This is a genomic window from Pseudomonas rhizophila (assembly GCF_003033885.1).
In the GTDB taxonomy this organism is placed as follows: domain Bacteria; phylum Pseudomonadota; class Gammaproteobacteria; order Pseudomonadales; family Pseudomonadaceae; genus Aquipseudomonas; species Aquipseudomonas rhizophila.
Map to the genome: position 1 here is coordinate 5,754,562 of NZ_CP024081.1, position 21,928 is coordinate 5,776,489.

Consider the following 21,928-nt stretch of genomic DNA (forward strand, 5'->3'; position numbering starts at 1 on the left):
TCGGCAGGAGTGAATTAATTAGCGACATCCGTCGTGGAACATGGTCTGTTAAGCATTGAAACTTCAGGAGCAAGGCTGCCCCATGGATTACTTCGGCCCGCATGTTTTCGGTTACCTGATCGCACTGCTTCACACTCTGGGTTCCATCGCCGCCGTTCACGCGGTGCTTACGGTGCGCACCGCTCAGGGTTCCATCGCCTGGGCCCTGTCGTTGGTATTTATCCCCTACCTGACATTGATTCCCTATCTGGTTTTCGGCCGGAGCACGTTCGACGGCTATATCAAGGCGCGCCGGCAAGCCAACGAAGAAATGCGCAAAGCGGTTTCCGAGCTGAACTGGCGGCCATGGGTCGAAGAAGCCCTCGCCGCCCGCGCCTCTGAGGCCTACGCCTCGTTACGGGCGATGCCCAAGCTGGGCCGCACGCCGTGCCTGGCGAACAACCAGGTGCGCTTGCTCATCAATGGCTTCGCCACATTCGAGGCGATTTTCGAGGCCATTGAGAGTGCCCGGGAAGCCGTGCTGATTCAGTTTTTCATCATCCACGACGACCGCCTCGGTCAACGTCTAAAAACGCTGCTCCTGAAGAAAGCCGCCGAAGGTGTTGCGGTGTATCTGCTGTATGACCGCATTGGCAGCCATTCCCTGCCCCACCGCTACGTCCAAGCTTTGCGTGATGGCGGGGTCCATGTCAAAGCCTTCGCCACCCGTAGCGGCTGGCTCAACCGATTCCAGGTCAATTTTCGCAACCATCGCAAAATCGTCGCGGTGGACGGCGTCTTGGGTTTCGTTGGCGGCCATAACGTGGGCGATGAGTACATGGGTGAAAAGCCGCCCTTGGCGCCATGGCGCGATACCCATGTGGAAGTACGCGGGCCCGTCGTGGCGAGCATGCAAGAGTCGTTTGCTGAAGACTGGTTCTGGGCGGCCCGCTCATTGCCGCCGCTCATCCTGCCGGACGCGTACCCGGATGATGGCGTACTCTGCCAGTTGCTGGCCAGCGGCCCGGCCGACGCGTACGAAACCTGTTCACTGTTTTTTGTCGAAGCGATCCATGCGGCCAGCGAACGTGTCTGGATCACCACGCCGTACTTCATTCCTGATGAAGCGGTATTCGCTGCGTTGCGCCTGGCGGTATTGCGCGGGGTAGACGTGCGCATCTTGCTGCCCTCACGCCCGGACCATAAGGTCGTCTACGCGGCGTCGAGCCTGTACGCGTTCGAAGCCGTACGGGCCGGCGTGCGGGTGTTTCGTTATGAGCCGGGCTTCCTGCACCAGAAAGTCGTGCTGATTGACCGGGAAATCAGCGCCATCGGCAGCGCCAACCTGGACAATCGTTCGTTCCGGCTCAACTTCGAGGTGATGCTACTGACCGTGGATATTTCGTTCGCCACTCAGGTCGAGCAGATGCTCGAGGACGACTTCGCCCAAGCGCTGGAAATAGACAAACAGGAAAGCCGGGAGACCCACCGCCTGCAGAAGATCGGCATGCGGATCGCCCGGCTTATTTCCCCGATACTCTAAGTGGCACACATCTGATCAAGGGGTATAGATGTCGTCGCGAGTCCAGGGCAATTCATGGCTGCCATCGGCGTGCGTCTTCACCGCCAGGATCTGGTGCAGGTTGATCCACCCCTTGGCGAATGCGTAGGCGCATCCGGCCAGATAAAGCCGCCAGATCCGCAGCGCTTGCTCCGGCACTTCTTTGGCGGCGGCCTCAAGGTTGTCTTCCAGCCGCTCACTCCAATGATCGAGCGTGCGGGCGTAATGCATGCGCAGGCTTTCCACATCGACAATCTCCAACCCCGCTTCGCTGATCTGGGCGGAAATCATCGACAGGTGCGGCAGCTCGCCATTGGGGAACACATACTTCTCAATGAACTCGCCCGCGCCACGTCCGACCGGGCGGCCATCAGTGTGCTTGGCGGTGATGCCATGGTTCATCACCAAGCCACCCTCGCGAACCGCGCCGAAAAGCGTTTTGCAGTACTGCTGGAGATTGGCATGACCGACATGCTCGAACATGCCGACGCTGACCACCTTGTCGAAGCGACCGTCCTGGGGCAGGTCCCGATAGTCGAGCAACTGCAACTCCACTTGATCCTCCAACCCCTGCGCCTTGACCCGTTCCCGAGCGAGGGTCAGTTGCGCCTGGCTGAGGGTAATGCCGAAGACCCTGGCGCCGAATTCCCGGGCAGCGTAACGGGCCAAACCACCCCATCCGCACCCCACATCCAGCAGATAATCACCGGGTTGCAGACGCAGTTTGCGACACAGATGGCGGAATTTGGCTTGCTGGGCTTGTTCGAGGGTTTCGCTACCGGTCTCGAAATAGGCACAGGAATAAGCCATGTCGCTGTCGAGCCACAGCTGATAGAACGCGTTGGAAAGGTCGTAATGATAGGAAATCGCCTTGGCGTCGGTTTCCTTGTCGTGAACTGAACGCACGGGTTGATTCGCGCCATCGTCTTCCATCAGCGCCTGACTCAGTTCATCACAGACGCGAATGACTTCGTTGATCGAACCTTCGAGTTCCAGCTTGCCTTCTACAAACGCCGCACCCAGCGCGTTCAGACTGGGGTGGGTGAATTGCGCGACCATTTGTGGGTCCTTGACCACGATCGTGACGCTGGGGTCGGCACCCAACGTAAACTCATGGCCGTCCCAGAGCCGCAGCCGAAGCGGTAAATGCAGATTCTGTAAGGCCGGTGGAAGTTGCGCGAGCATGAGATATCCCCCTTGTTTCAGACGACTGAAATGAGGGTAGACCATCCTAGAAAAATAGCAGGCTATCGAATTTATAGCCTTTTTCTATCGCCTTCCACATCTACTGTTCTAACCAGTAACTCCCTGAAGGGGTACACCCTCTGCGTAGCTGACTATGAGTATGGCCTACAGTTCGCCGAAATTCCCCTTTGGTCGAGGGTCTCGATTTTCAACAGCGGTTCCTGAAACCGCAAAAGACGCCCGGCATTACCCAAGACCAGCAACGTGCTCACGTTATGCAGCAATGCCGCGATCATCGCCCCAGCCGCGCCAAGCCAACCGAATGCGGCGAAAGCGATGATCGCCAGCGTCCAGCCCAACCCGATGATCACGTTGACCTGCAACGTGCGCCTGCATCGACGACTCAGGCGCACGCAGGTGCCGAGGCGGCGCAGGTCACTGCCGATCAATACAATGTCCGCCGACGCAAGCGCGATGTCCGAGCCACCCGCCCCCATCGCTATGCCCACTACTCCGGCCTTGAGCGCCAGGGAATCATTGATGCCATCCCCCACCACCATGGGTCGCAAGCCGTGGTCGATCTCGGCCATGACCCGTTTAAGTTTGTCTTCAGGCAAAGCGTGAGCCTGCACTTCGCCAATACCGATTTCCCGCGCCAGTCTGTTGGCTACGCTCTGGCGGTCCCCGGTCAGCAACAACTGGCGCCCCAGGCCCAGCGCCCGCAACTCAGCCATGGCCTGGCGCGCTTCCGGCTTGGTGCTGTCGGCCAACAACAGCCAGGCGATGAACGTTCCCCCCAAGGCCAGGCCGGCAATAGGTCCGTCATGGTCAGGGATCGGCGAAGTCTCGATCCTCAACCGGGCGAACAACTCAGCCCGACCAAGAGCCGCCTCACCTTGGTCGGTCATCGCCACCACACCCAACCCTTGGTGTTCGTGGATTTCGGTCAGCGGCAGATATTTTTCCGGCGCCACCAACCCAGCCAACGCACGACTGACCGGATGGCTGCTGGCCGAACCGAGGCTGGCGGCCAATGGCAGCAGAAAGGATTCATGCTCGCGGACGCTGTCGATGGATTGCAGGCGAAGGATGCCGTGGGTAAGCGTGCCCGTTTTGTCGACGACCAGCGAGGTCAGGTCCGCCAGTTCCTCCAGGAAGGCCGCACTACGGATCAGGATTCCATGACGCGCCGCGACTGCGATGCCGGCAACCGCCGTCGCCGGAGCTGACAGGACCAGTGCGCAAGGACACGCTGCCACCAACACCGCCAGCATCGCCTGGGCGTCGTTTGTAACGAACCAGGTCACCGCCGCCAACAGCAACACCAGCACCAGATAACTGGCGGCGTACCGTTCAAGCAACCGGGTGATGGGCGGCTTGGAACGCTCGGCGTTTTGCATCAGGGCAATGACTCTGCCCAGAGTCGACTCATCCCCCGTGCGAGTCACTTCCAGGCGTAGCAGGCCATCGAGGTTGATCGCGCCCCCAAAGACCTCATTGCCCACCAGCGCCTCCAACGGCACCGCCTCACCCGTAATGGGCGCGGTGTCGAGACTGGCCTGGCCAGACAGGACCCGGCCATCCACCGGCACCCGATCACCGGCGCGCACTTCCACCACATCGCCGGGTCGGAGCGTGGCGTTGTCGACTTCGATTATCGAGCCGTCGGCCTGAACCTTGCGCCCCTGGCTTCGGGTCAGTTGGGCGAGGGCATCGATGGCTTCCTGGGAACCGAGGACGCTGCGCTCCTCCAGCACGTGACCGAAGGTCATGATGATCGGCAACAGCGCAGCCGTCAGCAAATCCCCCGTGGCCCAAGCGCCGAGCATGGTCAGGGCAATCAGTTGATCGGTGACGCCATGCAGGCTCGGATATCGCAAGCTGTACCAGGCCGAACGCATCACCGGTACAGCCACCAACACGGAGGCCGCCCCCCACAGTAGTTGGCTGACAGCGTTCTGCTCCGGCGCCCACCCGCGCCATACCAGACCCAACGCGAGCAGACCGAGGGCAATCATCGCCAGCGTCAGTTGCCGCGCAACCGTACGCTGTTCGCTGGAAGACAACATGGACGCGGTGAGGGTTTCGGCGTTCATTGCTCAGCTCCCTGAATGATCAGGCGGGAATCGTCTTGCGGATCGACCGTTGTCACCGAACCGGCTTGGCGAAGAATGCCGGGTATACGTTCGCGATAAAGGCGTAGCCACATCTGAGGATCGCTCTCCTGAGTCTTCGCCAGGCTGAGGACCGTAGCAGTGTCAGCCGAGGCTTTGGCGAGCCGTTCACTGGCCTGAGCATGGGCAATCTGAAGGGCACGGTCGGCGTCCTCGCGGGCGGTCTGGGTCAGTTTCTCGGCTTCGGTGCGGGCGTTCGCCACGGCTTGGTCTGCCTGCTGGCTAGCGGTCAGTACCGCATTGAACGCACTCACCGCAGGGCCCGGAAGGCTCGATTGCACATCGACGCGCACCACCTCAATCCCTAGCCCCTGCCCTGTCGCGGCAAGATCGGCCAAGCGTCGATTGATGCCCTGGAGCAGATCACTGCGCAAGCGTTCACGACGTTCGGCCGCCTGGTTATCGCGGCCGATCAATTCGGGACGAGCCACGAGAATCGTATCCAGGTCCCGTGCTGCACTAAGGCTTATGGCGCTGCGGGTGACCAACCGGTCCAGCGCCGGCAACACATGCTCGCCCTGTACAACGAAGGCATAGGGCTCGCTGACTTTGTAGAACACCCGCACATCCAACTGCACCACTCCCGCGTCACCGGTCAATAGATAGCCAGAACCGGCCAGCGCATCGCTGACCGGTGAGGCAAAACTGGCGACGCGGTCAGCCTGCAAAGCCGCATCCGAACGCAGCAGGTTTTCAACCCGCCGCTCCAGGACCCGATCCGCCGCCGGCAGCAAGATCACGTGTTCCACCGGACGAGGCCAAGCAAGCAAAAGGCCGGCATTCTGGACTCGATCCAGGGCGCCGAAACGCAGGATCACTGCACGACTCTGCGGATCAATCTGTCGCACATTTGAAAATGCCCAGGCCAGCGCGGCTAAAACCGTGACGGCATAGAGCGCCAGAAAGGCTAGCCGTCCGGCCTGAATCCAGGGGCTGACGGAGGTATTTGTTCCACGTGGAACCAAACTCATGGCCGTGTTCCACCTAAACGTTCCACGGATGGTGGGCCCTCTACCAAGGCGCGAAACGGTGCGGCGTCGGTGCGCAAAATCAGTTTCGTACCCGGGGAAACAATCGTTCCCAAGGTGTCCAGCGAGCGCAGAAGGTTGTAGAGCTGGGGGGACCCGGCGTATGCCTTGCTATAGATCCCGGCAGCTTCAACACGGGACTGCGCCTCGATCTCAGCCGCTTTCACCTTTGCATCGGCCTGAAGAATCCTCGCATCACGCTCTGCGGCAGAACGAATCTGCGCCGCTTCACGCTTACCAATGGCGGTGCGCTCAGTAGCAATGGTTTCACGCTCAGCGCGCATGCGATCCACCGTCGCAGTCAGCGTCACCGACGGTAAGGTCAAGCGCTCGATGCCAACTTGCAGCACCCGAACGCCGTAGGTGCTGAGCAATTGTTGATCAATCTGCTGCCGCAACTGAGCTTCAAAATCGGCGATGCGCACTTGGCTGGCATCGGTGTTGACCAGGCTGGCCAAATCAAAACTGGCGGCGGTGGTTTCCAAGGCTGAACCAACGAACGTGCGAATCTGCCGTGCAGCTTCATCCGGTTGATTCTGCACCGCACGCATAAAGCGCTGAACGTTTTGCGGGTCACCCTGCACCTGCCACGCCACGTAGGCCTGAACAATGATCCGCAATCCGTCGCGGGTACCCACGTCCTGAAGCCCGCTGGAGGTGGTGCGTAATCGCAGGTCCACCGGGATCGCCGCTTCGAACGGTGCCGGCCAGTGCCAGTTCAAACCTGGTTGCAGCAGCACCCGCGCCGGATTGCCGAAACGGGTAATGACCGTCGCCTCTCCCGAGCGCACTTGCACCAGGCTGGAGGCAGCGATAGCAAACGCCACCAGCAGCGCCGCCCAGCCCACCCGGCCCCAAGGAAACGGGCCGGCCACATGTGGATCGTCATGATGGTGATGATGCCCGTGGTGATGGTGGTGGCCGGCATGAGCGTGACCGGGATGATCATGGTGATCATGTGAAGAAGACTGGCTCAATGGGCAGCTCCTGGCTGGACCGGGTTAGGCGGCGAGGCGGGATCCGCCGGCAGCGTGAACGTACGCAAATCGAGGGTGGGCGCGTTGCTCCCAGCCCCCAGGCGATGATCGAGAATCAGCAGCTTTGCATTGCCAAGTCCCTGGCTTAGCTGGCTGAGGTATTGCTCCAGCACAAAAGCATGGCCAGCCGTTGCGTAGGCTTGGCGTTCGGCGTTGAAGCGCAAGTCGGCGGCTTGGGCGGTCGCATTGATTTCTCGGGCGGTGGCTTGAGCCTGGTCATGGACGATGCTGGCTTGCAACTGCGCCTGGTTAGTCTGCTGCGCTGCGGCACCACGCTCCCGGGCGATCAGGGCCTGGGCGCCAATCTGCGCCGCTTGCACGCCGTGATAGGCATTGGCGGCGCCGGCCGGCGGATGAATCGCTTCGACCACCGTCGCCAGAATTTCCACACCGCTGTCGAGCCTCTGCAAGTCGGCCTGTACGGCACGGCCGATTTCATCCGCCAGACTGACCCGATCGACACCCAGCAAACCATCGAGCGTCCGCGAGGCGAACTCATGCACCAGAACGCGGCTGGCGGTGCTGCCGATCAGCGCGGGCACATCGGCACTGTTGTAGGTGGCCGCCAGTGCCGCCGCGTCGGTAAGGCCGATGCGATAGACGAAACGCACGTCCATGTTGACGATCTGGAAGCTCTGCTGATCGGCCCGGCGGCTGGCGATGACTTGGGATTTTTCGTTCACATGACTGGCGTCCCACAATCGATTGGCAGCCGCGGGCGCCGGTCCTTCCGCTGAATCAGCCTCGGTAACCATCCGGTTGCCGCCGACGCTGGTGGCCAGTTCATGCACGACGCCGTTCTCGACGTTCAACACCCTGCCCAACGGCCACGGCAAGCCGACTTGCAGGCCAGGGCCGAATACTTCCACCGGTTTACCAAAGCGCTCGTAGATGCCCCGCCCTTGCAACGGAACCTCATGCACACCAGTCAGCAGCCACCCCACCAAGGACACTAGCGCCACCACCGGCAAAAAGGCGCGACGCATGTAGCTGAACGCCCAGATCTGACGCAAGTCGATCCCGAAATGACTGTGCAGCTCATGTTGCAGCGCCGACAACGGCCGTGGTGGCCAGCGCAGCAACTCGGCGATGACACTTCGGCCCAGCAATGATGGCTCTTGGGAATCCCGGCGCGGGCTGAACAACGACAGCAATGCGCGCAGTAACAATTCCGCCGCCACCAGAGCCGGCAGCACCCCCATCAGCACGGCCAGGCGCACCGGCCAGATGGACGTTGGTGCGGCGAACAGCACGCACAAGGCGCCCAGCACCAGTACGACAATCGCCACCCGGGTCAGCTGAGCCAGCGCCTGGGCCTCCGGCCATTGCTGAGGGGATTGCTGGACCCACTGACGCTCCAACACCAACAACCCGAACGCCAGCAGTAAAGAGAGCACCGCTCCCACACTGGCCGACACGCCGAGCTCGGTCGCAGGTAATTCCAGGTTCCAGGTTTGCTCCAGACTGAACAGCACCAGGAGTGCCCAACCGAGCAGCCACAACGTGGGGCCGCCGATGTGCTTGAGCAGGGCGATCCAACGGACACTGATTCGATCCAGCAGGCGCTCATACCAGCCATGGTCATCCACTGGCGGGGTTTCAGAAACCGGGATATCCATAACCGGCATCAGCGCCCTGCCCCGCCACTGGGTGATCCACCAGGCCGATTGCAGACCCGCCACCAGCACCCATACTCCGGCACTTTGACTGACCAGCAGCGGCGGCCACATCGACTGCGGCGAGAACAACCCGATGAAAAACGCCACCACCAGGCCCAGGCTCGCTACGCCACCCAACCCGAAGGCGATCCGCCTCAAGCGACGCCCCTGAAAGAGCGCCTGCTGGAACCGCGGCAACTGGGCTACCTCTGCCCCCTCGACATCAAGATCGATTTGCATACCACCCCGACGCGGCTCTGTTACATATCGTTACCTTATAACGACTCTTGTGAAATTTATGTTTGAGCACCTTCTCGCAAATTCTCGACCCTGGCCCTTGACCGAGATATTCGAGAACGCACATATTACGATCATAATTTTTCTCAAGCAGAGCGGGAGAAGCGCCATGAGCAACTACGACGTGATCATTCTGGGCGGTGGCCCCGGTGGGTATAACGCGGCGATTCGCGCCGGACAGTTGGGCTTGAAGGCCGCCTGTGTCGAGGGCCGAGCCACCTTGGGCGGCACCTGCCTGAACGTCGGTTGCATGCCCTCCAAAGCATTGCTCCACGCCTCGGAGCTGTACGAAGCGGCCATGGGAACGCCATTCGCCAATCTGGGCATCGAAGTCAGCCCCACCCTCAACCTCGCTCAAATGATGAAGCAGAAGGACGAGAGCGTGGCAGGCCTGACCAAGGGTATCGAGTTCCTGTTTCGCAAGAACAAGGTCGAATGGATCAAGGGCTGGGGCCACATCGACGGGCCCGGCAAAGTGACGGTCACTGGTGAAGACGGCGGCAAGACCACACTGAGCGCCAAGGACATCGTCATCGCCACCGGTTCCGAGCCCACTCCCCTGCCGGGTGTGGCGATCGATAACCAGCGCATCCTCGACTCCACCGGTGCATTGTCCTTGAGTGAAGTGCCGAGTCATCTGGTGGTGATCGGCGCAGGCGTCATCGGCCTCGAATTGGGTTCGGTCTGGCGGCGCCTGGGCGCTGAGGTCACGGTGGTGGAATACCTCGATCGCGTCTGTCCTGGCGTGGATGGCGAGGCCGGCAAGACCTTGCAACGGGCCCTGGGCAAACAAGGCATCCAGTTCAAACTGAGTCCCAAAGTCACCGGCGCCACGTCTTCGGCCAGCGGCGTGCAATTGCAGGTTGAGCCTGCAGCGGGCGGCGAGACGCAGCTCTTGGATGCAGATTATGTGCTGGTCGCCATTGGCCGTCGGCCGTATACCCAGGGGCTGGGGCTTGAGAACGTCGGCCTCAGCAGCGACAAACGCGGCCTGCTCGCCAACAAGGGCCACCGCACCGAAGCGCCCGGCGTGTGGGTGATCGGCGACGTGACATCCGGTCCGATGCTGGCCCACAAGGCGGAAGACGAGGCCATGGCCTGCATCGAACAGATCGTCGGCAAGGCCGGCGAGGTCAACTATGACCTGATCCCCAACGTTATCTACACCCGTCCAGAACTGGCCAGCGTCGGCAAGACCGAAGAACAGCTCAAGGCTGAAGGCCGCGCCTACAAGGTCGGGAAGTTTCCGTTCACGGCCAACAGCCGGGCGAAGATCAACCACGAGACCGAAGGTTTCGCCAAAGTACTGGCCGATGAACGGACCGATGAAATCCTCGGTGTACACCTGGTGGGGCCGAGCGTCAGCGAGATGATCGGGGAATACTGCGTCGCCATGGAGTTCAGCGCCTCAGCCCAGGACATCGCGCTGACTTGCCATCCGCACCCTACCCGCTCGGAAGCCTTGCGCCAGGCGGCGATGAATGTGGAAGGGATGGCGACACAGATGTAATGCGTGAACTTATCCACAACACGCGGGGAGCAAGGCTTGCTCCCCGCGTATCTGGATGTCTACAAAGCTTAACGAGCCGAAATCCGGGCCTTGCGCTGGCGACGGCTGATCAATCCCAGCCCCAGCGCCACCACCAGCAGGCCACCGGCTATTTGCAGCCAAACCTTATAGGGCCGCAACACCGAACGAATCGGCTCCAGCGCCTGGGTCACGTAGCGTTTGTCCGCGTTACGAAAATCAGGATAAGGGCAGTGGCGGCCAAAATCCCAGGCCCACTCCACGTAAGGGCCATGCTGCACATAACGTTGATACAACGCACGTTGCTCCGCCAGACTGGAGTTGTACCCCACCGCGGCGCACAGCACCGCCGCAAACGCATGGCTGGTATGGGGCAGGTTGTCGGCCGCCTGGCTCGCCAACGCCGTGGCGACAAAACGGTAATGATAACGCGCGTCCGGTTGCGCGGCGCTGGCCTGCTGGCGTTGCCACTCGCCTTCGCTGATCAGCGGTCCAACCTTCAGGTCGGCGGGTTCAAGGCTATAGTTGCCGCCAAAGGTGGCGTAGTCCGGCGCCATCTCGTAACCGAGCAGTTCCATACCGTGGGTACGCGCGAACCAGGATGCATTGAAATACGCCTCGGCCCGTCGAGTGGGCCACCACCTGGACTCGGCCTCCTGGCGCAACTGCCCATACGCTCGGGCCTGGTTCTGTAGCTCGACGTTGTCGAAGTAGTCCGGCGCCTCGTCGTAACGTCCTTCTCGCAGCAAGCGACGCCCCAGCAGATTGCGCAGGTTCGCGGCCACCGGCAGTTGCACGTAATTGTCGCGATCCTGCTGGCTCAACGGCGGCACCGCCGGGACTTGAGCATCGACGTACTGCTTGAGTTCGTCGACGGTCAGCACCCGCTCAGCGACCGTAGCGGCGTCATACCAATAAATGCTCTGGCTACGGTAGAGCTGATCGAAGGCTTGAAGGTAATCGCCCCGTTGCAAGGCCAGGATCGCGCTTTCGCCTTCGACCCGGCACTTGGGTTGCACGGACTCGTAATTCCAATCCGGCGTGCGTCGCTCGCCCCACGACTCGTCTTTGGGAAACGCCTGGGCGGCTTTGGCATAGGCCGCCGCCGCGGCGCCTTTGTCACCCTCGCGCACCGCCAGTTTGGCCCGCAGCCACCAGGCCAGCCCGCTATCCCCGGCCTTTTCCAGGAACGCCTTGGCGGCGGCATAATCGCCTTGCTGATAGTTCACCGCCGCCAGACGGTCGGCATTATCGAGGCTGTCACGGGTGCTGGCTTGCAGCAACTTGACCAGCCGCTTCTCGCCGGCCGGTTGCTCACCGAATGACCAACCGATACGGCTGAGCAACGAAGCGGTGAGCAGTTGCTGCACTGCTTTGCCTTTGAGCTGGCGCATCAACTGCTCGTCCGGCAGCTCGCTCAGGTCACCGACCAATTGTTTCAACGAACTGTAGCCGACCTCGGAGCCCAGCAGGTTCTGGCTGGCGTAGAGTTCAATGGCACTGTTCCAATCGTCACGGGTGTAGGCAACCCGGGCTTCTTCGCCGAGGCTGGCGACACCCAACTCCAACGGGTCACTGAAGCCACTGATGCTCAACTGACGAGCCTGACGGAACGCCTCTTGAGCCTGCTCCAGCAATACGGCCGGTTCACCGTTGCCCGCCTCGCTGCTCATGGCGAACAAGGCTCGTCCCAGGGAATACGCGGCCCATGTGCTGCGCAACCGGCGCTCGTGCGATGGCAACGCGAGCAACTGACGGAACGAATCGACCGCCAGCGCATGCTCGCCGGCGTTGAAGGCTGCCGCGCCGATCGCGTACAGCCGCAGTTCGGCAGGCAGATTCGCCGCTTCGGTGGTGACCTGCTGAACGTCGGTCAGCGCCCGCACCCGCTCCACCACCGCTTGCTGCGGCGGGGTCAGGCCAAGCCGTTCGGCCTTGTTGCGTTGTTCGACGTAGGCAGGCACATCACCATAACGCTGATCCGGGTTGGCCGTCGCATCGGAGGCCGACTTGAGCCCGGCTATGGCGTGGCCGAGGCGACTGATCTCGAAGCGAAAGCTGCCTTCGGGCAGATCCGCCAGCGATTGGCTGCGGTTATCCAGCAGGCGCATCGGGAAATCCGGTCCGCAGGCCAGCACCTGGCCCAACGGCAGGCTGAGGCTCAGACAGAGCAGACGACTGGGCCACTTACGGGTGAACATTGAAACCTCCTTGGTCAATTTTCGTACAGCGCGCCCAGCCAACGGCACGCTGGGCGCCGGCGGCCAGGCGGCCTTCCTGAATGCGGGTGAAGGTAAGCAGTCCGGGAGTTTGTTGCAACGTGTACCCCGCCAGCGCATCGGCACCGTCGCAGGCGCCAACGACCAAGGTCAGGCGTTGGGGCCAGGGGCTGTCGAGATTGCCCTGGTTAACCAACTCAATATCGTAAAGCCCGTCCTGTTCACGCACACGCAAGGCCAGGCGACTATCCAGGCGGTCTCCCCGCGCAACGGCACCGAGGGTGGTCAAACTCCAGGCACGTCGGTCATCCGCCAGCGGCAGGCGAAACCAGATCAGCCCGGCCAGATGTGTCGGCGGGTCGGCCCGCAGTTCTGTCACCAGCCCGGCCACTTGCTGCGGGTCGGCCAGCAGCTCACGACGTTCGCCGCCTTGATCGATCGGCACTTCACTTTCAACCACCGGCACACCACTGTCCTGAGTCAACAGCGCCATGCCGTAGGCTGGCAGGGCCAGATAGAACGGTCGCGTGGTAACACCGCTCCAGCGTTCGGCCCAGCGCAAAGCCTGTTTCGGGTCGAACAGCCCCTGCCGGGGATCACTGACCGCATGGACCTGCAACACGCTGCTGTCCACCGTCCGCAGCAGCCCTGGCAACGCAGGGCTGTCGAGCCAGGCAGGTAATGCCGTGATGCTCAGCCCCAGCGTGGCGGGCAGGGCTTGCCGCAAGCGGTTCAAAAATGCGCCATAGGCAGGCAGTCGCGCACTACCGGCGTCGTGGTCGATCTCGATCCCTACTGGGGCCAGGCCTTGCGCTTGCCAGTCGCTCAGCAGCTGCTGGATCTGCGCGATCACATCGTCCTGATCCAGAAATTTGAGCTGACCGTCCAGGCGTATCACTGCGATCAGCGGTCGACCGTCAGCCTTGAGCAGTTGCGCATCGATCCGCGCGCGGCTCCAGCCGGCCTGGGGAAAGGCCTGCAAGGCAAGAATGCGCAGGCTGGAAAAATCCCTGTGGCTTTGTTGCAGCGCCGGCACGTGAGCCGGCGTCCACTGGCGCTGCCAGACATAGAGTTGTTGATCGAGAGCCGGTGGCGGGGACTGTTCACAGCCGCTTAACAGCACTGCGGCAAGGATCAGCGATAGCCGGAAAAGAAAAGCCATGGAGTTTCAGCACCCAAAAAAGGCTGGCAGATTAACCCCTCCCGCGCCAGCCACAAATGAATTCATCCTCAGTCCCTGTCATCCAGGCTTACGCGCAATAATCACCTGACTCTTGGCCACCACCGCGTCCAGCGCCTGCTTGATCTGCGCGCCGCGTGGCGAATTGAGCACCGCTTGCCAGGTGTCGGCCCAATGGTTGAGCAACGGGTGGTCGGCATTGCTGAAATCGACTTTCGCTTCCCAGAACAACAGCATCCACATCGACCAGTAGAAACCGTACTGGCTGTGGCTCAACACCTCCAGCCCGGCCTCGCTGACCATCGCCTTGAACTGCTCTTCACTGATGATGCGAATGTGGTTGGGCTTCTGGAAATACTCCGGCGCGGCGATGTCTTTTTGCAGATCTTCGGAGCTGGGGTGCGGCACGCTCAACAGGTACAGCGCGCCGGGCCGGCCGACCCGGACCAGCTCGGCGAGAAACTGCGCCGGGTCGTCGACATGCTCAATGACTTCCGTGGACACCACGCGGGTGACCGTACCATCGGCAATGGGCAGCGGGTTGCAGTCGGTCACATGGCATTCGACGTCACGCGCCGGAGTGTCGCTCAAGCGCTGGCGGGTGGCCTCGACCTTGGCCGCGTCGATGTCGGCGATGATAATCTTCGCCCCGCGCATGCCACAAAAATGCACGTTGCCACCGTCGCCGCAGCCAACGTCCAGCAATATGTCCTCAGGCGCAACCGGGAAACCGCTGAACAGCTCTCCGGTTTGCTGATTGAACCAGCCGCTGAGCATCGCATCGTGCAGCCCGAGCATATAGGGATCGACCTTGTCGGCCGCTGGTGTTGCGGGCGCGGGCGTACCCGTGGTGAGTTTCTTCAAAAGGCTCAGCATGAAGGGGCTCCAGAGACGGGAAGGACGGGACGGGCGGCACGCAGGCGTTCAACCAGTTGAGCTCCGCGCTGGCGCATGGGCATTTCAACCATCCGGTAGTTGAGTTCGCTCAACAGCCCGATCAGCGTCAAGGCACAGGCAAGGGCCAGCCAGGGATCACTCGCCATGTCCGGCGACCCCAACGGGGCGAAACGAAACCACAGCTCGCGCAGCAGGAAAAACACCGGGATGTGGATCAGATAAATCCCGTAGGAGCGGCTGCCAACCCAGGTCAACGCGGTTTTCAAAGGGCTGCGGGGCAGGAGATAGTCCCGGTCATAGGAGGCCACCCATACCAGCACGGCACTGAGCAGCGCGATGACCCCAAGACGGTAGAACGACAGATTGAAGTGTTCAGTGGCAATCCACGCCATCACGCCCCCCAAAACGACGATCAGCAACATCCCCGCTCCGGGCCAGCGCAGCCACTTGGGCTCGAACCGCCCGTACCCGTGCCGCAAGCTCCAGATCGACAGCAGCACGCCGAGGGCCAGGGCGTCGGTGCGGATCACCGAGAGCCATACCGCACGCCAGGTGAAAAACTGTACCAGCACCACCGCCAGCAACACCCAGACCAGATACCGGCGCGAGACGAACACCAGCAGCGGCAGAATCAAATAGAACTGCTCTTCCAGCGAGAGCGTCCAGTAAACAAAGCTCGCACCATATTCATACCGCATGAATGCATCAGCAAAACGCAAATTGGCGAATTGCAGAAAACCGGCCAGGGTCGCCTGTACGTTGGCTTGCACACTGCCAAACGCACCGGAACGATTAAAAAACAACGCAGCCAGCAGCATCAGCAGCAACCAGAGCCACGCCGACGGCAGCAGGCGAAACGCCCGGCGAATCCAGAATTCGCGGGCGGTGGCCCAGAACTGCCGAGAATTGTCACAACCGCGCAGTTGCGGGATCAGACTGCGGCCAATGACAAAGCCCGATATCGCGAAGAACAGATCCACGCCCCACCATAGTTGGAAGCTACCGGAAAGAGCCGACAGACGCGGCCATCCGCCGGGAAACGGCATGCCTTGTACGTGATGAAACAACACGCCCATCACCGCAACGGCGCGCAACAACTCGATGTCCATGATTCGCTTGCTGCTCATGCTGAGCTCCGGGTGGCAGGATCAGGTTTGCGGGCAATGATGACTTGGCTCTTGGGCATGAATTGATCGAGGACCTGCTTGATCGCCAGGCCATCGGGTCGTGTCAGCACGCCCTGCCAGAGAGTCGCCCAGCTCTCCATCAGCGGCGGGTAAGGCGCCTGGATCCGGTCACGCACCGCCCCCTCGAGGGCTCGTCCGGCCGCGCGTTCACTGGCCCAGAAAAAAATCATGCCCATGACCCAGAAAAAGCCGCTGGCCTGGCGATGCTCAATGACCAGCCCCGCGTCCTCCACCAATGCAGCGAATCGTTCGGCACTGAAAATCTGCACATGGTTGGGAGACTGGAAGTAACCCGGCGGTGCGATGCCCTGCTGTAAATGCTCACCCACCGGGGCCGGCACGCTGAGCAGGTACTGCGCCCCTGGCCGACCCATGCGCACCAGTTCGGCCATGAACGGCTCGGGTTGGTCGACATGCTCGAGCACTTCCATGCACACGATTTTGTCAGCGCAGCCATCGGCCAGCGGCAGCGGCAGGCTATTGCTGACCAGACCCAGAAACGGCGCGCGGGTCTGGGCCTCGACCTGACGGGCCAGGCTGCGCACCTTGTCGTGCTCGCTGTCGGTAAAAATCACTGAAGCGCCTTGGCGTACTGCAAACAAGGTCGCCACGCCCTCCCCGCAACCAACGTCCAACAAGGTGTCCTGGGCGGTGATAGCAAAGCCTTTGAGCAGCTCGCCGCTGTCGTTGAGAAACCAGCCGTCGAGCATTGCATCGTAGAGGCCCACGTCACGGGGCGACACGGCGCCAGTCGATAGCGGCGCGGCAGGTACGACGGGCGGCCTGAGCCACGCCAGCAACCGCCCGATCATGGCTGCTGCGCGTTCCGGCGACGCTCCAATACCTGTTCAAAAAACACCCGCAGACGCTGCTCGGCGTTGGCCTGGCTGCAGAACGTTTCCAGACTGCGCACGGCATGGGCCGACATGCGGCGATAACGCTCGGGGTCGTTTTTGGCCACGTCGTAGCTGGCGCGATAGGCCGAGCACAGCGAGTCCCAATCGGTGACATAGCGCAGGGTTCGAAACGCTGCACGCGGGTCGTGGGGCCAGGCAGTCAGTTCCTCGGTGCACTCGACGACGAAGGCATTGTCGTGGTCGATGTAATCGGCCATCGCCGTGTTCACGGGTGCAATCGCCGGCCGGCCGCAGGACATGAACTCCATCAGGGGCAAGCATTGGCCTTCGCCGTAAGAGCAGTTGACCACATAGCGAGTGGCCTCCACCAACCGCTCGTAGTCCGCGTCCGCCAGGTAACCGTGGATCAGCACGATGCGGCAACGGTATGACTGGTTCTTGTAGACATGGTGCAGCATGTCGTTGAGAGCGGCGGTGACGTCGTGGTGGGTCAGCTTGAGTACCAGCGTTGCGTCAGGAACGTCGCGGAACGTCGCGCAAAATGCGCTTATCATGTCCTTCCAGTTCTTGCGTCCATCGTAAGGGTTGAAGACCGACGTATACACCACTCCGTCCAGAAGCAGCTCGCAATCCTGGGCCGGCGCATCAAAAACCAGCGCCGTACCGGCCTGGTGCGCTGGCGGACCGTAGGGCCGCAGGTCGACGGTGCGGCTGTCGATCAACAGCCCGCGCAACTGCAGGCGCATGTGATCGACCGTCGGTCGCTGGGCCAGCACCGCACCGCGCGCGTAAAACCGGTCCCATACCGGAGCGGCAATGGCAACGATGGGGAAGTCCGCCCCCATTACCTCCCGCACGGCGTGGACGGTGAAGCTGGAATGGGTAATCGCCATACCGGTCGCGCCAAGGACCACTCGCCAGTCGTGCCGCGGCTCACCCTGCCAGCTTTCGGTTGGGATGGTGCTGAACTCCCAGGCGAAGACGGGAATCGTCGGGCAGGCGTAGTGGGCATCTGTGCGATGGGGCGGGGAAAAGGACAGGAAGACACAATCCTCGCCGCGCCCCAGGCAATCGGCATATAGCTGATCGACTTCTTCTTCCGGCCGGGTCACTTCAATGACGTGTCCCAGCCGCTCCAGTACTGGGCGAAACTCCTTGAGCACGAAGTAATAGCTGTATTCGGGTTTGCCGAGGTTCGCCAGAATGTTGCTCTGATTGGTTTCCGAATAAACGATGATCAGCATGATGTGGAGCCCACCTGGGCCAGCAGCGGCGCATTCTCGGCACGGCCTTGCGGGGCCAGGAAATCCACCAGGCGCTGCTGCACCGGGGTAAAACCGCAATAGCGACGCATGCGCTCATTCGCCGCCACCGCCATGGCCTGGTAGGCCTGCGGCTGATGCCGGGCCATGGCGTAGCTCTGTTGGTAAGCAAGTTTCAGCGATCCCCAGTCGGGCCGATGGCGCAGGGTGCGGTACAAAATGCGCGAATCTTCCGGCCAGATGGTGGGTTCATGGCTGGATTTGACGATAAAGGCCACCTCGCTATCGATGTAGTCACGCATCGCCGTGTGGTCCGGCGCGATGGCCGGGCGCGCGCAAGACATGAACTCCATCAGCGGCAGGCACAAGCCTTCGCAGCGCGAAGCATTGACGTAAAAACTCGCCGCACCGTACAACCGGGCGAATTGTTCGTCCTCCAAATAGCCATGCATCACCACTACCCGACAGCTGAACGGCGATAGCTGGGACAGCAGCGTGAGCAACTCGACGTAGTAGGTCGACAGGTCGTTCTGGGTCATTTTCAGCACCAGCGTGGCGTCCTCGACGTCCCGCAGCGCCCAACAAAATGCCGTGATCAAGTGATGCCAGTTCTTGCGACCGTCATCGGGGTTGAACACGCTGACATAGACCACCCCGCTGACTTGGGTTTCCACCACCCGATGGGTATCAGGCAGCACTGCTTGGGGATGTTCCGGTGACGCCGACTCTGGAGTGGACTCGACGACACCTGGCACAGGCCGCGTCGGGCCTCTCATCAGTCGGCTCACCAAAATGCGCACCGGCACTGGCACCAGGTCGCGAACCGCTTCGCGATACCAGCACAACAGATTGTGCTTGATCAGCCACAACGGCCCTTGGGTAGCCTTTGCGGTCAAGGCGCGCAGCACTTCGCGCAGGTAATGCCGGGAGATGAAAGCGCGGCGCCGCCACGTCAGGGCCGTAGGTTCGCTGGACGCCCTCCCCGATGCCCCTTCGGCAAGCGGAGCGATCAAGCCATCTGCCGACAGCCCAAGAGGGCGGCTGTCGATGATGCAGCCCTTGATCTGCAAGAGCGTGCCCGGATTGACCGGTGTGATGGGATATTGCTCACGAACCGCAGCGAAGCGTTCCCACAGCGGCGTGGGCAAGACCAGCACCGGGAAATCCTCACCCAACGTACGACGGATCGCCTCGGCCGTGTGGCTGGACAGGGTAATCACCCGGCCATGGCGCGCCAGCGTGCGGCTCCAGTCATGGCGCAGGTCGTCATCCCAGTGCTCGGCCGGAATCGAATCGAATTCCCAGGCCACCACGCAGACCATGGGGCACAACAGATCGACGGGCGTCTTGTGGGGAGGTGAAAACGAGAGAAACAGACAGTCCTGCCCCGCCTGCTGCAACGTTTGATAGAGCGGATCGACCTCGGCAACCGATGACACCACATGCACCCGGCCCAGGCTTTCCAACACGGGGCGATAAGCCTTGAGCACAAAGTAATAACTGTACTCAGGGCGGCCGAGGCTCTGGCTGATGGAGTGATCGTTTACGTCCGAGTAAAGAATGAAATTCATGGCATCCCATCATGGAGCGGCCATCCCGGCGACTCCACCTCATGACGGTCGACTCACGAACCGGCCCGGCCAGGAGGCCGTTGCTCGTCGATTGTCTGCGTACCCGTCTCGTTCTTGTCTTTAGTGGCCCTTGCCCCGTGGTTCGACTTGAAATCGACATCGCAGGGATCGTGACAAGGGGCATTCTAACCACATCAACCAAGGGTTCGTGAACAGGCGAATGAGAATAAACCGGCTATAAATATGAGAACTGACCGGTCACGATTTACATGGTTGAAATTGCTTCGAAATTGGCACAGATTGGCAACCAAACAACTACAACAAACGCTTCATCTGGGCTGACTTTCAACTGGGTTTCTCCGAACTTACGGAAATATCCTACTCAGATCCGCACCAGACGAAGTTTGCATCGAGAGGGCTGGTGCTTGAAAAAACGTCTGTTCGTAACAGGCCTCGGCGGTTTCGTAGGACGCCACATCAAATCTCGCCTGGATGCCCCCAATTCCAGTTGGCAGGTGATGTCCGTCCCAAGCCGTTATGACCTGACAGACGGTAGATCCCTGGAAGGTCTCTGGCCCGAGATCCCCGATGCCGTGATCCACCTGGCAGGCCAGACATTCGTTCCCGAAGCCTTTCGCGATCCGGCCCGCACCCTGCAAATCAACCTGCTTGGCACCTTGAATCTTCTCCAGGCCCTCAAGGCCCGGGGGTTCACCGGAACATTTCTGTATGTCAGCTCTGGTGATGTGTATGGCCAGGTCAATGAAACCCAGCTCCCCATTACCGAACTGCACGCCCCTGCCCCGCGCAACCCCTATGCCGTCAGCAAGCTGTCAGCCGAACTGCTGAGCCTGCAATGGGGCATGAGCGAAGGCTGGCCGGTACTGGTAGCCCGCCCTTTCAACCACATCGGCACCGGTCAGAAAGACAGCTTCGTCATCGCCAGCGCGGCCCGGCAGATCAGCCGCATCAAGCTGGGCCTGCAATCGGCCCAGTTGCAAGTGGGCGATATCGATGTCACCCGCGACTTTCTTGACGTAGGCGATGTGATTTCAGCCTACCTGGCGTTGCTGGATCACGGCGCGCCGGGGCAGACCTACAACATCTGCTCGGGTCACGAGCAAAGCATTCGCAGCCTGATCGAACAATTGGGCGACATCGCCCAGGTCGATGTGCAATTGATCCAGGACCCTGCGCGTCTTCGCCGCGCAGAACAGCGTCGCGTCTGCGGTAGCCCTGCCAAGCTACGCCAGGCCACGGGATGGACGCCTGAAACAACAACACAACAATCCTTGCGGGCGATCCTGTCCGACTGGGAGATACGGGTACAACAAGAATGAAAAGTGCATTGATCACAGGGATCACCGGCCAGGACGGCGCGTATCTGGCCAAGTTACTGCTCGACAAGGGTTACAAAGTCCATGGCCTGGTGGCCCGGCGAAGCAGCGATTCGCGCTGGCGGCTGCGCGAGACCGGGATCGAGAACGACATTGTTTACCTGGACGGCGACATGGCCGATGCCTGCTCGGTACAACGCGCCGTGATCAAGTCAGCGCCGGACGAGGTGTATAACCTGGCCGCGCAGAGTTTCGTCGCCGCTTCCTGGAACCAGCCGGTGACCACGGGAATCGTCGATGGCCTCGGGGTGACCCACCTGCTCGAAGGCATTCGCCAGTTCAGCCCTCAAACCCGTTTCTACCAAGCGTCCACCAGCGAAATGTTTGGCCTTATCCAGGCCGAGCAGCAGGATGAGCACACCCCGTTCTACCCACGCAGCCCCTATGGCGTGGCGAAACTGTACGGCCACTGGATCACCGTCAATTACCGCGAAAGCTTCGGTCTGCACGCCAGCAGCGGCATTCTTTTCAATCATGAATCGCCCCTGCGCGGCATCGAATTCGTGACGCGCAAAGTCACCGACGCCGCTGCGCGCATCAAGCAAGGCAAACAGCAGGAGTTACGCCTGGGCAATATCGACACCAAGCGCGACTGGGGTTTTGCCGGCGATTATGTCGAAGCCATGTGGCTGATGTTGCAACAGGACAAACCCGACGATTACGTGGTTGCCACAGGCGTGACCACCACTGTGCGCGAGATGTGCAGGATAGCCTTCGAGCATGTGGGCCTGGACTACCGTGACTTCGTGAAGATCGACCCGGCGTTTTTCCGCCCGGCTGAGGTGGACGTGTTGCTCGGCAACCCGGCCAAGGCCCAACGGGTTCTTGGCTGGAAACCCCGGACCGACCTCGACACCCTGATTCGCATGATGATGGATGCGGACATGAAACGCGTCGCCAAGGAGTAGGCC

Annotated in this window: 16 protein-coding genes; 4 read left to right on the plus strand and 12 right to left on the minus strand. The window is 61.3% G+C overall.

Annotated features, from left to right (window positions below):
- Positions 1–82 precede the first annotated feature (82 nt).
- Complete coding sequence (gene cls, locus CRX69_RS26635) at positions 83–1,522, plus strand: cardiolipin synthase (protein ID WP_047226680.1); 1,440 nt, start codon at positions 83–85, stop codon at positions 1,520–1,522.
- Positions 1,523–1,537: 15 nt separating this feature from the next.
- On the opposite strand, the gene cfaB is transcribed toward cls, so the two are convergent.
- The 5 genes from cfaB to hflK (CRX69_RS26660) form a co-directional block, all read right to left on the minus strand.
- Complete coding sequence (gene cfaB, locus CRX69_RS26640; RefSeq protein WP_047226679.1) at positions 1,538–2,725, minus strand: C17 cyclopropane fatty acid synthase CfaB; 1,188 nt, start codon at positions 2,723–2,725, stop codon at positions 1,538–1,540.
- A gap of 152 nt (positions 2,726–2,877) precedes the next feature.
- On the minus strand, positions 2,878–4,821 hold the full coding sequence (locus CRX69_RS26645) for a cation-translocating P-type ATPase (protein WP_107323157.1): 1,944 nt from the start codon (positions 4,819–4,821) through the stop codon (positions 2,878–2,880).
- Complete coding sequence (gene hflK, locus CRX69_RS26650) at positions 4,818–5,870, minus strand: protease modulator HflK (protein WP_107323158.1); 1,053 nt, start codon at positions 5,868–5,870, stop codon at positions 4,818–4,820. The genes CRX69_RS26645 and hflK (CRX69_RS26650) overlap by 4 nt, the downstream gene beginning before the upstream one ends.
- A complete protein-coding gene (gene hflC, locus CRX69_RS26655; protein ID WP_107323159.1) occupies positions 5,867–6,904 on the minus strand; it encodes a protease modulator HflC in 1,038 nt (345 codons plus the stop codon). The genes hflK (CRX69_RS26650) and hflC overlap by 4 nt, the downstream gene beginning before the upstream one ends.
- Positions 6,901–8,862, minus strand: coding sequence for a protease modulator HflK (gene hflK / locus CRX69_RS26660; RefSeq protein WP_107323160.1), 1,962 nt, complete (start codon positions 8,860–8,862; stop codon positions 6,901–6,903). The genes hflC and hflK (CRX69_RS26660) overlap by 4 nt, the downstream gene beginning before the upstream one ends.
- A 166-nt stretch (positions 8,863–9,028) precedes the next feature.
- Between hflK (CRX69_RS26660) and lpdA the strand changes: the two genes are divergently transcribed.
- A complete protein-coding gene (gene lpdA, locus CRX69_RS26665; protein ID WP_107323161.1) occupies positions 9,029–10,429 on the plus strand; it encodes a dihydrolipoyl dehydrogenase in 1,401 nt (466 codons plus the stop codon).
- Between the two features lie 68 nt (positions 10,430–10,497).
- On the opposite strand, the gene CRX69_RS26670 is transcribed toward lpdA, so the two are convergent.
- The 7 genes from CRX69_RS26670 to CRX69_RS26700 form a co-directional block, all read right to left on the minus strand.
- Positions 10,498–12,648, minus strand: a complete 2,151-nt coding sequence (locus CRX69_RS26670) for a hypothetical protein (protein ID WP_107323162.1) — start codon at positions 12,646–12,648, stop codon at positions 10,498–10,500.
- Entirely contained in the window at positions 12,635–13,828 is a 1,194-nt protein-coding gene (locus CRX69_RS26675; protein WP_076383182.1) for a DUF3142 domain-containing protein, read from the minus strand. Before CRX69_RS26675 ends, CRX69_RS26670 begins: the two co-directional genes overlap by 14 nt.
- Before the next feature lie 78 nt (positions 13,829–13,906).
- Positions 13,907–14,722, minus strand: a complete 816-nt coding sequence (locus tag CRX69_RS26680) for a class I SAM-dependent methyltransferase (RefSeq protein ID WP_047226671.1) — start codon at positions 14,720–14,722, stop codon at positions 13,907–13,909.
- Positions 14,716–15,870, minus strand: coding sequence for an acyltransferase family protein (locus tag CRX69_RS26685; protein WP_107323163.1), 1,155 nt, complete (start codon positions 15,868–15,870; stop codon positions 14,716–14,718). The genes CRX69_RS26680 and CRX69_RS26685 overlap by 7 nt, the downstream gene beginning before the upstream one ends.
- Positions 15,867–16,742, minus strand: a complete 876-nt coding sequence (locus CRX69_RS26690) for a class I SAM-dependent methyltransferase (protein WP_107323164.1) — start codon at positions 16,740–16,742, stop codon at positions 15,867–15,869. Before CRX69_RS26690 ends, CRX69_RS26685 begins: the two co-directional genes overlap by 4 nt.
- On the minus strand, positions 16,739–18,031 hold the full coding sequence (locus CRX69_RS26695; RefSeq protein ID WP_107323165.1) for a glycosyltransferase: 1,293 nt from the start codon (positions 18,029–18,031) through the stop codon (positions 16,739–16,741). Before CRX69_RS26695 ends, CRX69_RS26690 begins: the two co-directional genes overlap by 4 nt.
- Positions 18,025–19,620, minus strand: a complete 1,596-nt coding sequence (locus CRX69_RS26700; RefSeq protein ID WP_047226667.1) for a glycosyltransferase — start codon at positions 19,618–19,620, stop codon at positions 18,025–18,027. Before CRX69_RS26700 ends, CRX69_RS26695 begins: the two co-directional genes overlap by 7 nt.
- A gap of 425 nt (positions 19,621–20,045) precedes the next feature.
- On the opposite strand from CRX69_RS26700, the gene CRX69_RS26705 reads away from it, so the two are divergent.
- Complete coding sequence (locus CRX69_RS26705) at positions 20,046–20,960, plus strand: GDP-mannose 4,6-dehydratase (RefSeq protein ID WP_076383176.1); 915 nt, start codon at positions 20,046–20,048, stop codon at positions 20,958–20,960.
- Positions 20,957–21,925, plus strand: a complete 969-nt coding sequence (gmd, locus tag CRX69_RS26710) for a GDP-mannose 4,6-dehydratase (RefSeq protein ID WP_047226665.1) — start codon at positions 20,957–20,959, stop codon at positions 21,923–21,925. The genes CRX69_RS26705 and gmd overlap by 4 nt, the downstream gene beginning before the upstream one ends.
- Positions 21,926–21,928 lie beyond the last annotated feature (3 nt).

What these genes read in the sequence shown, in the direction of transcription:
- cls (WP_047226680.1), top strand. Translation starts at nt 83, where the DNA reads ATGGATTACTTCGGCCCGCATGTTTTCGGTTACCTGATCGCACTGCTT.
- cfaB (WP_047226679.1), bottom strand. Translation starts at nt 2,725, where the DNA reads ATGCTCGCGCAACTTCCACCGGCCTTACAGAATCTGCATTTACCGCTT.
- CRX69_RS26645 (WP_107323157.1), bottom strand. Translation starts at nt 4,821, where the DNA reads ATGAACGCCGAAACCCTCACCGCGTCCATGTTGTCTTCCAGCGAACAG.
- hflK (WP_107323158.1), bottom strand. Translation starts at nt 5,870, where the DNA reads ATGAGTTTGGTTCCACGTGGAACAAATACCTCCGTCAGCCCCTGGATT.
- hflK (WP_107323160.1), bottom strand. Translation starts at nt 8,862, where the DNA reads ATGCAAATCGATCTTGATGTCGAGGGGGCAGAGGTAGCCCAGTTGCCG.
- lpdA (WP_107323161.1), top strand. Translation starts at nt 9,029, where the DNA reads ATGAGCAACTACGACGTGATCATTCTGGGCGGTGGCCCCGGTGGGTAT.
- CRX69_RS26670 (WP_107323162.1), bottom strand. Translation starts at nt 12,648, where the DNA reads ATGTTCACCCGTAAGTGGCCCAGTCGTCTGCTCTGTCTGAGCCTCAGC.
- CRX69_RS26675 (WP_076383182.1), bottom strand. Translation starts at nt 13,828, where the DNA reads ATGGCTTTTCTTTTCCGGCTATCGCTGATCCTTGCCGCAGTGCTGTTA.
- CRX69_RS26680 (WP_047226671.1), bottom strand. Translation starts at nt 14,722, where the DNA reads ATGCTGAGCCTTTTGAAGAAACTCACCACGGGTACGCCCGCGCCCGCA.
- CRX69_RS26685 (WP_107323163.1), bottom strand. Translation starts at nt 15,870, where the DNA reads ATGAGCAGCAAGCGAATCATGGACATCGAGTTGTTGCGCGCCGTTGCG.
- CRX69_RS26690 (WP_107323164.1), bottom strand. Translation starts at nt 16,742, where the DNA reads ATGATCGGGCGGTTGCTGGCGTGGCTCAGGCCGCCCGTCGTACCTGCC.
- CRX69_RS26695 (WP_107323165.1), bottom strand. Translation starts at nt 18,031, where the DNA reads ATGCTGATCATCGTTTATTCGGAAACCAATCAGAGCAACATTCTGGCG.
- CRX69_RS26700 (WP_047226667.1), bottom strand. Translation starts at nt 19,620, where the DNA reads ATGAATTTCATTCTTTACTCGGACGTAAACGATCACTCCATCAGCCAG.
- gmd (WP_047226665.1), top strand. Translation starts at nt 20,957, where the DNA reads ATGAAAAGTGCATTGATCACAGGGATCACCGGCCAGGACGGCGCGTAT.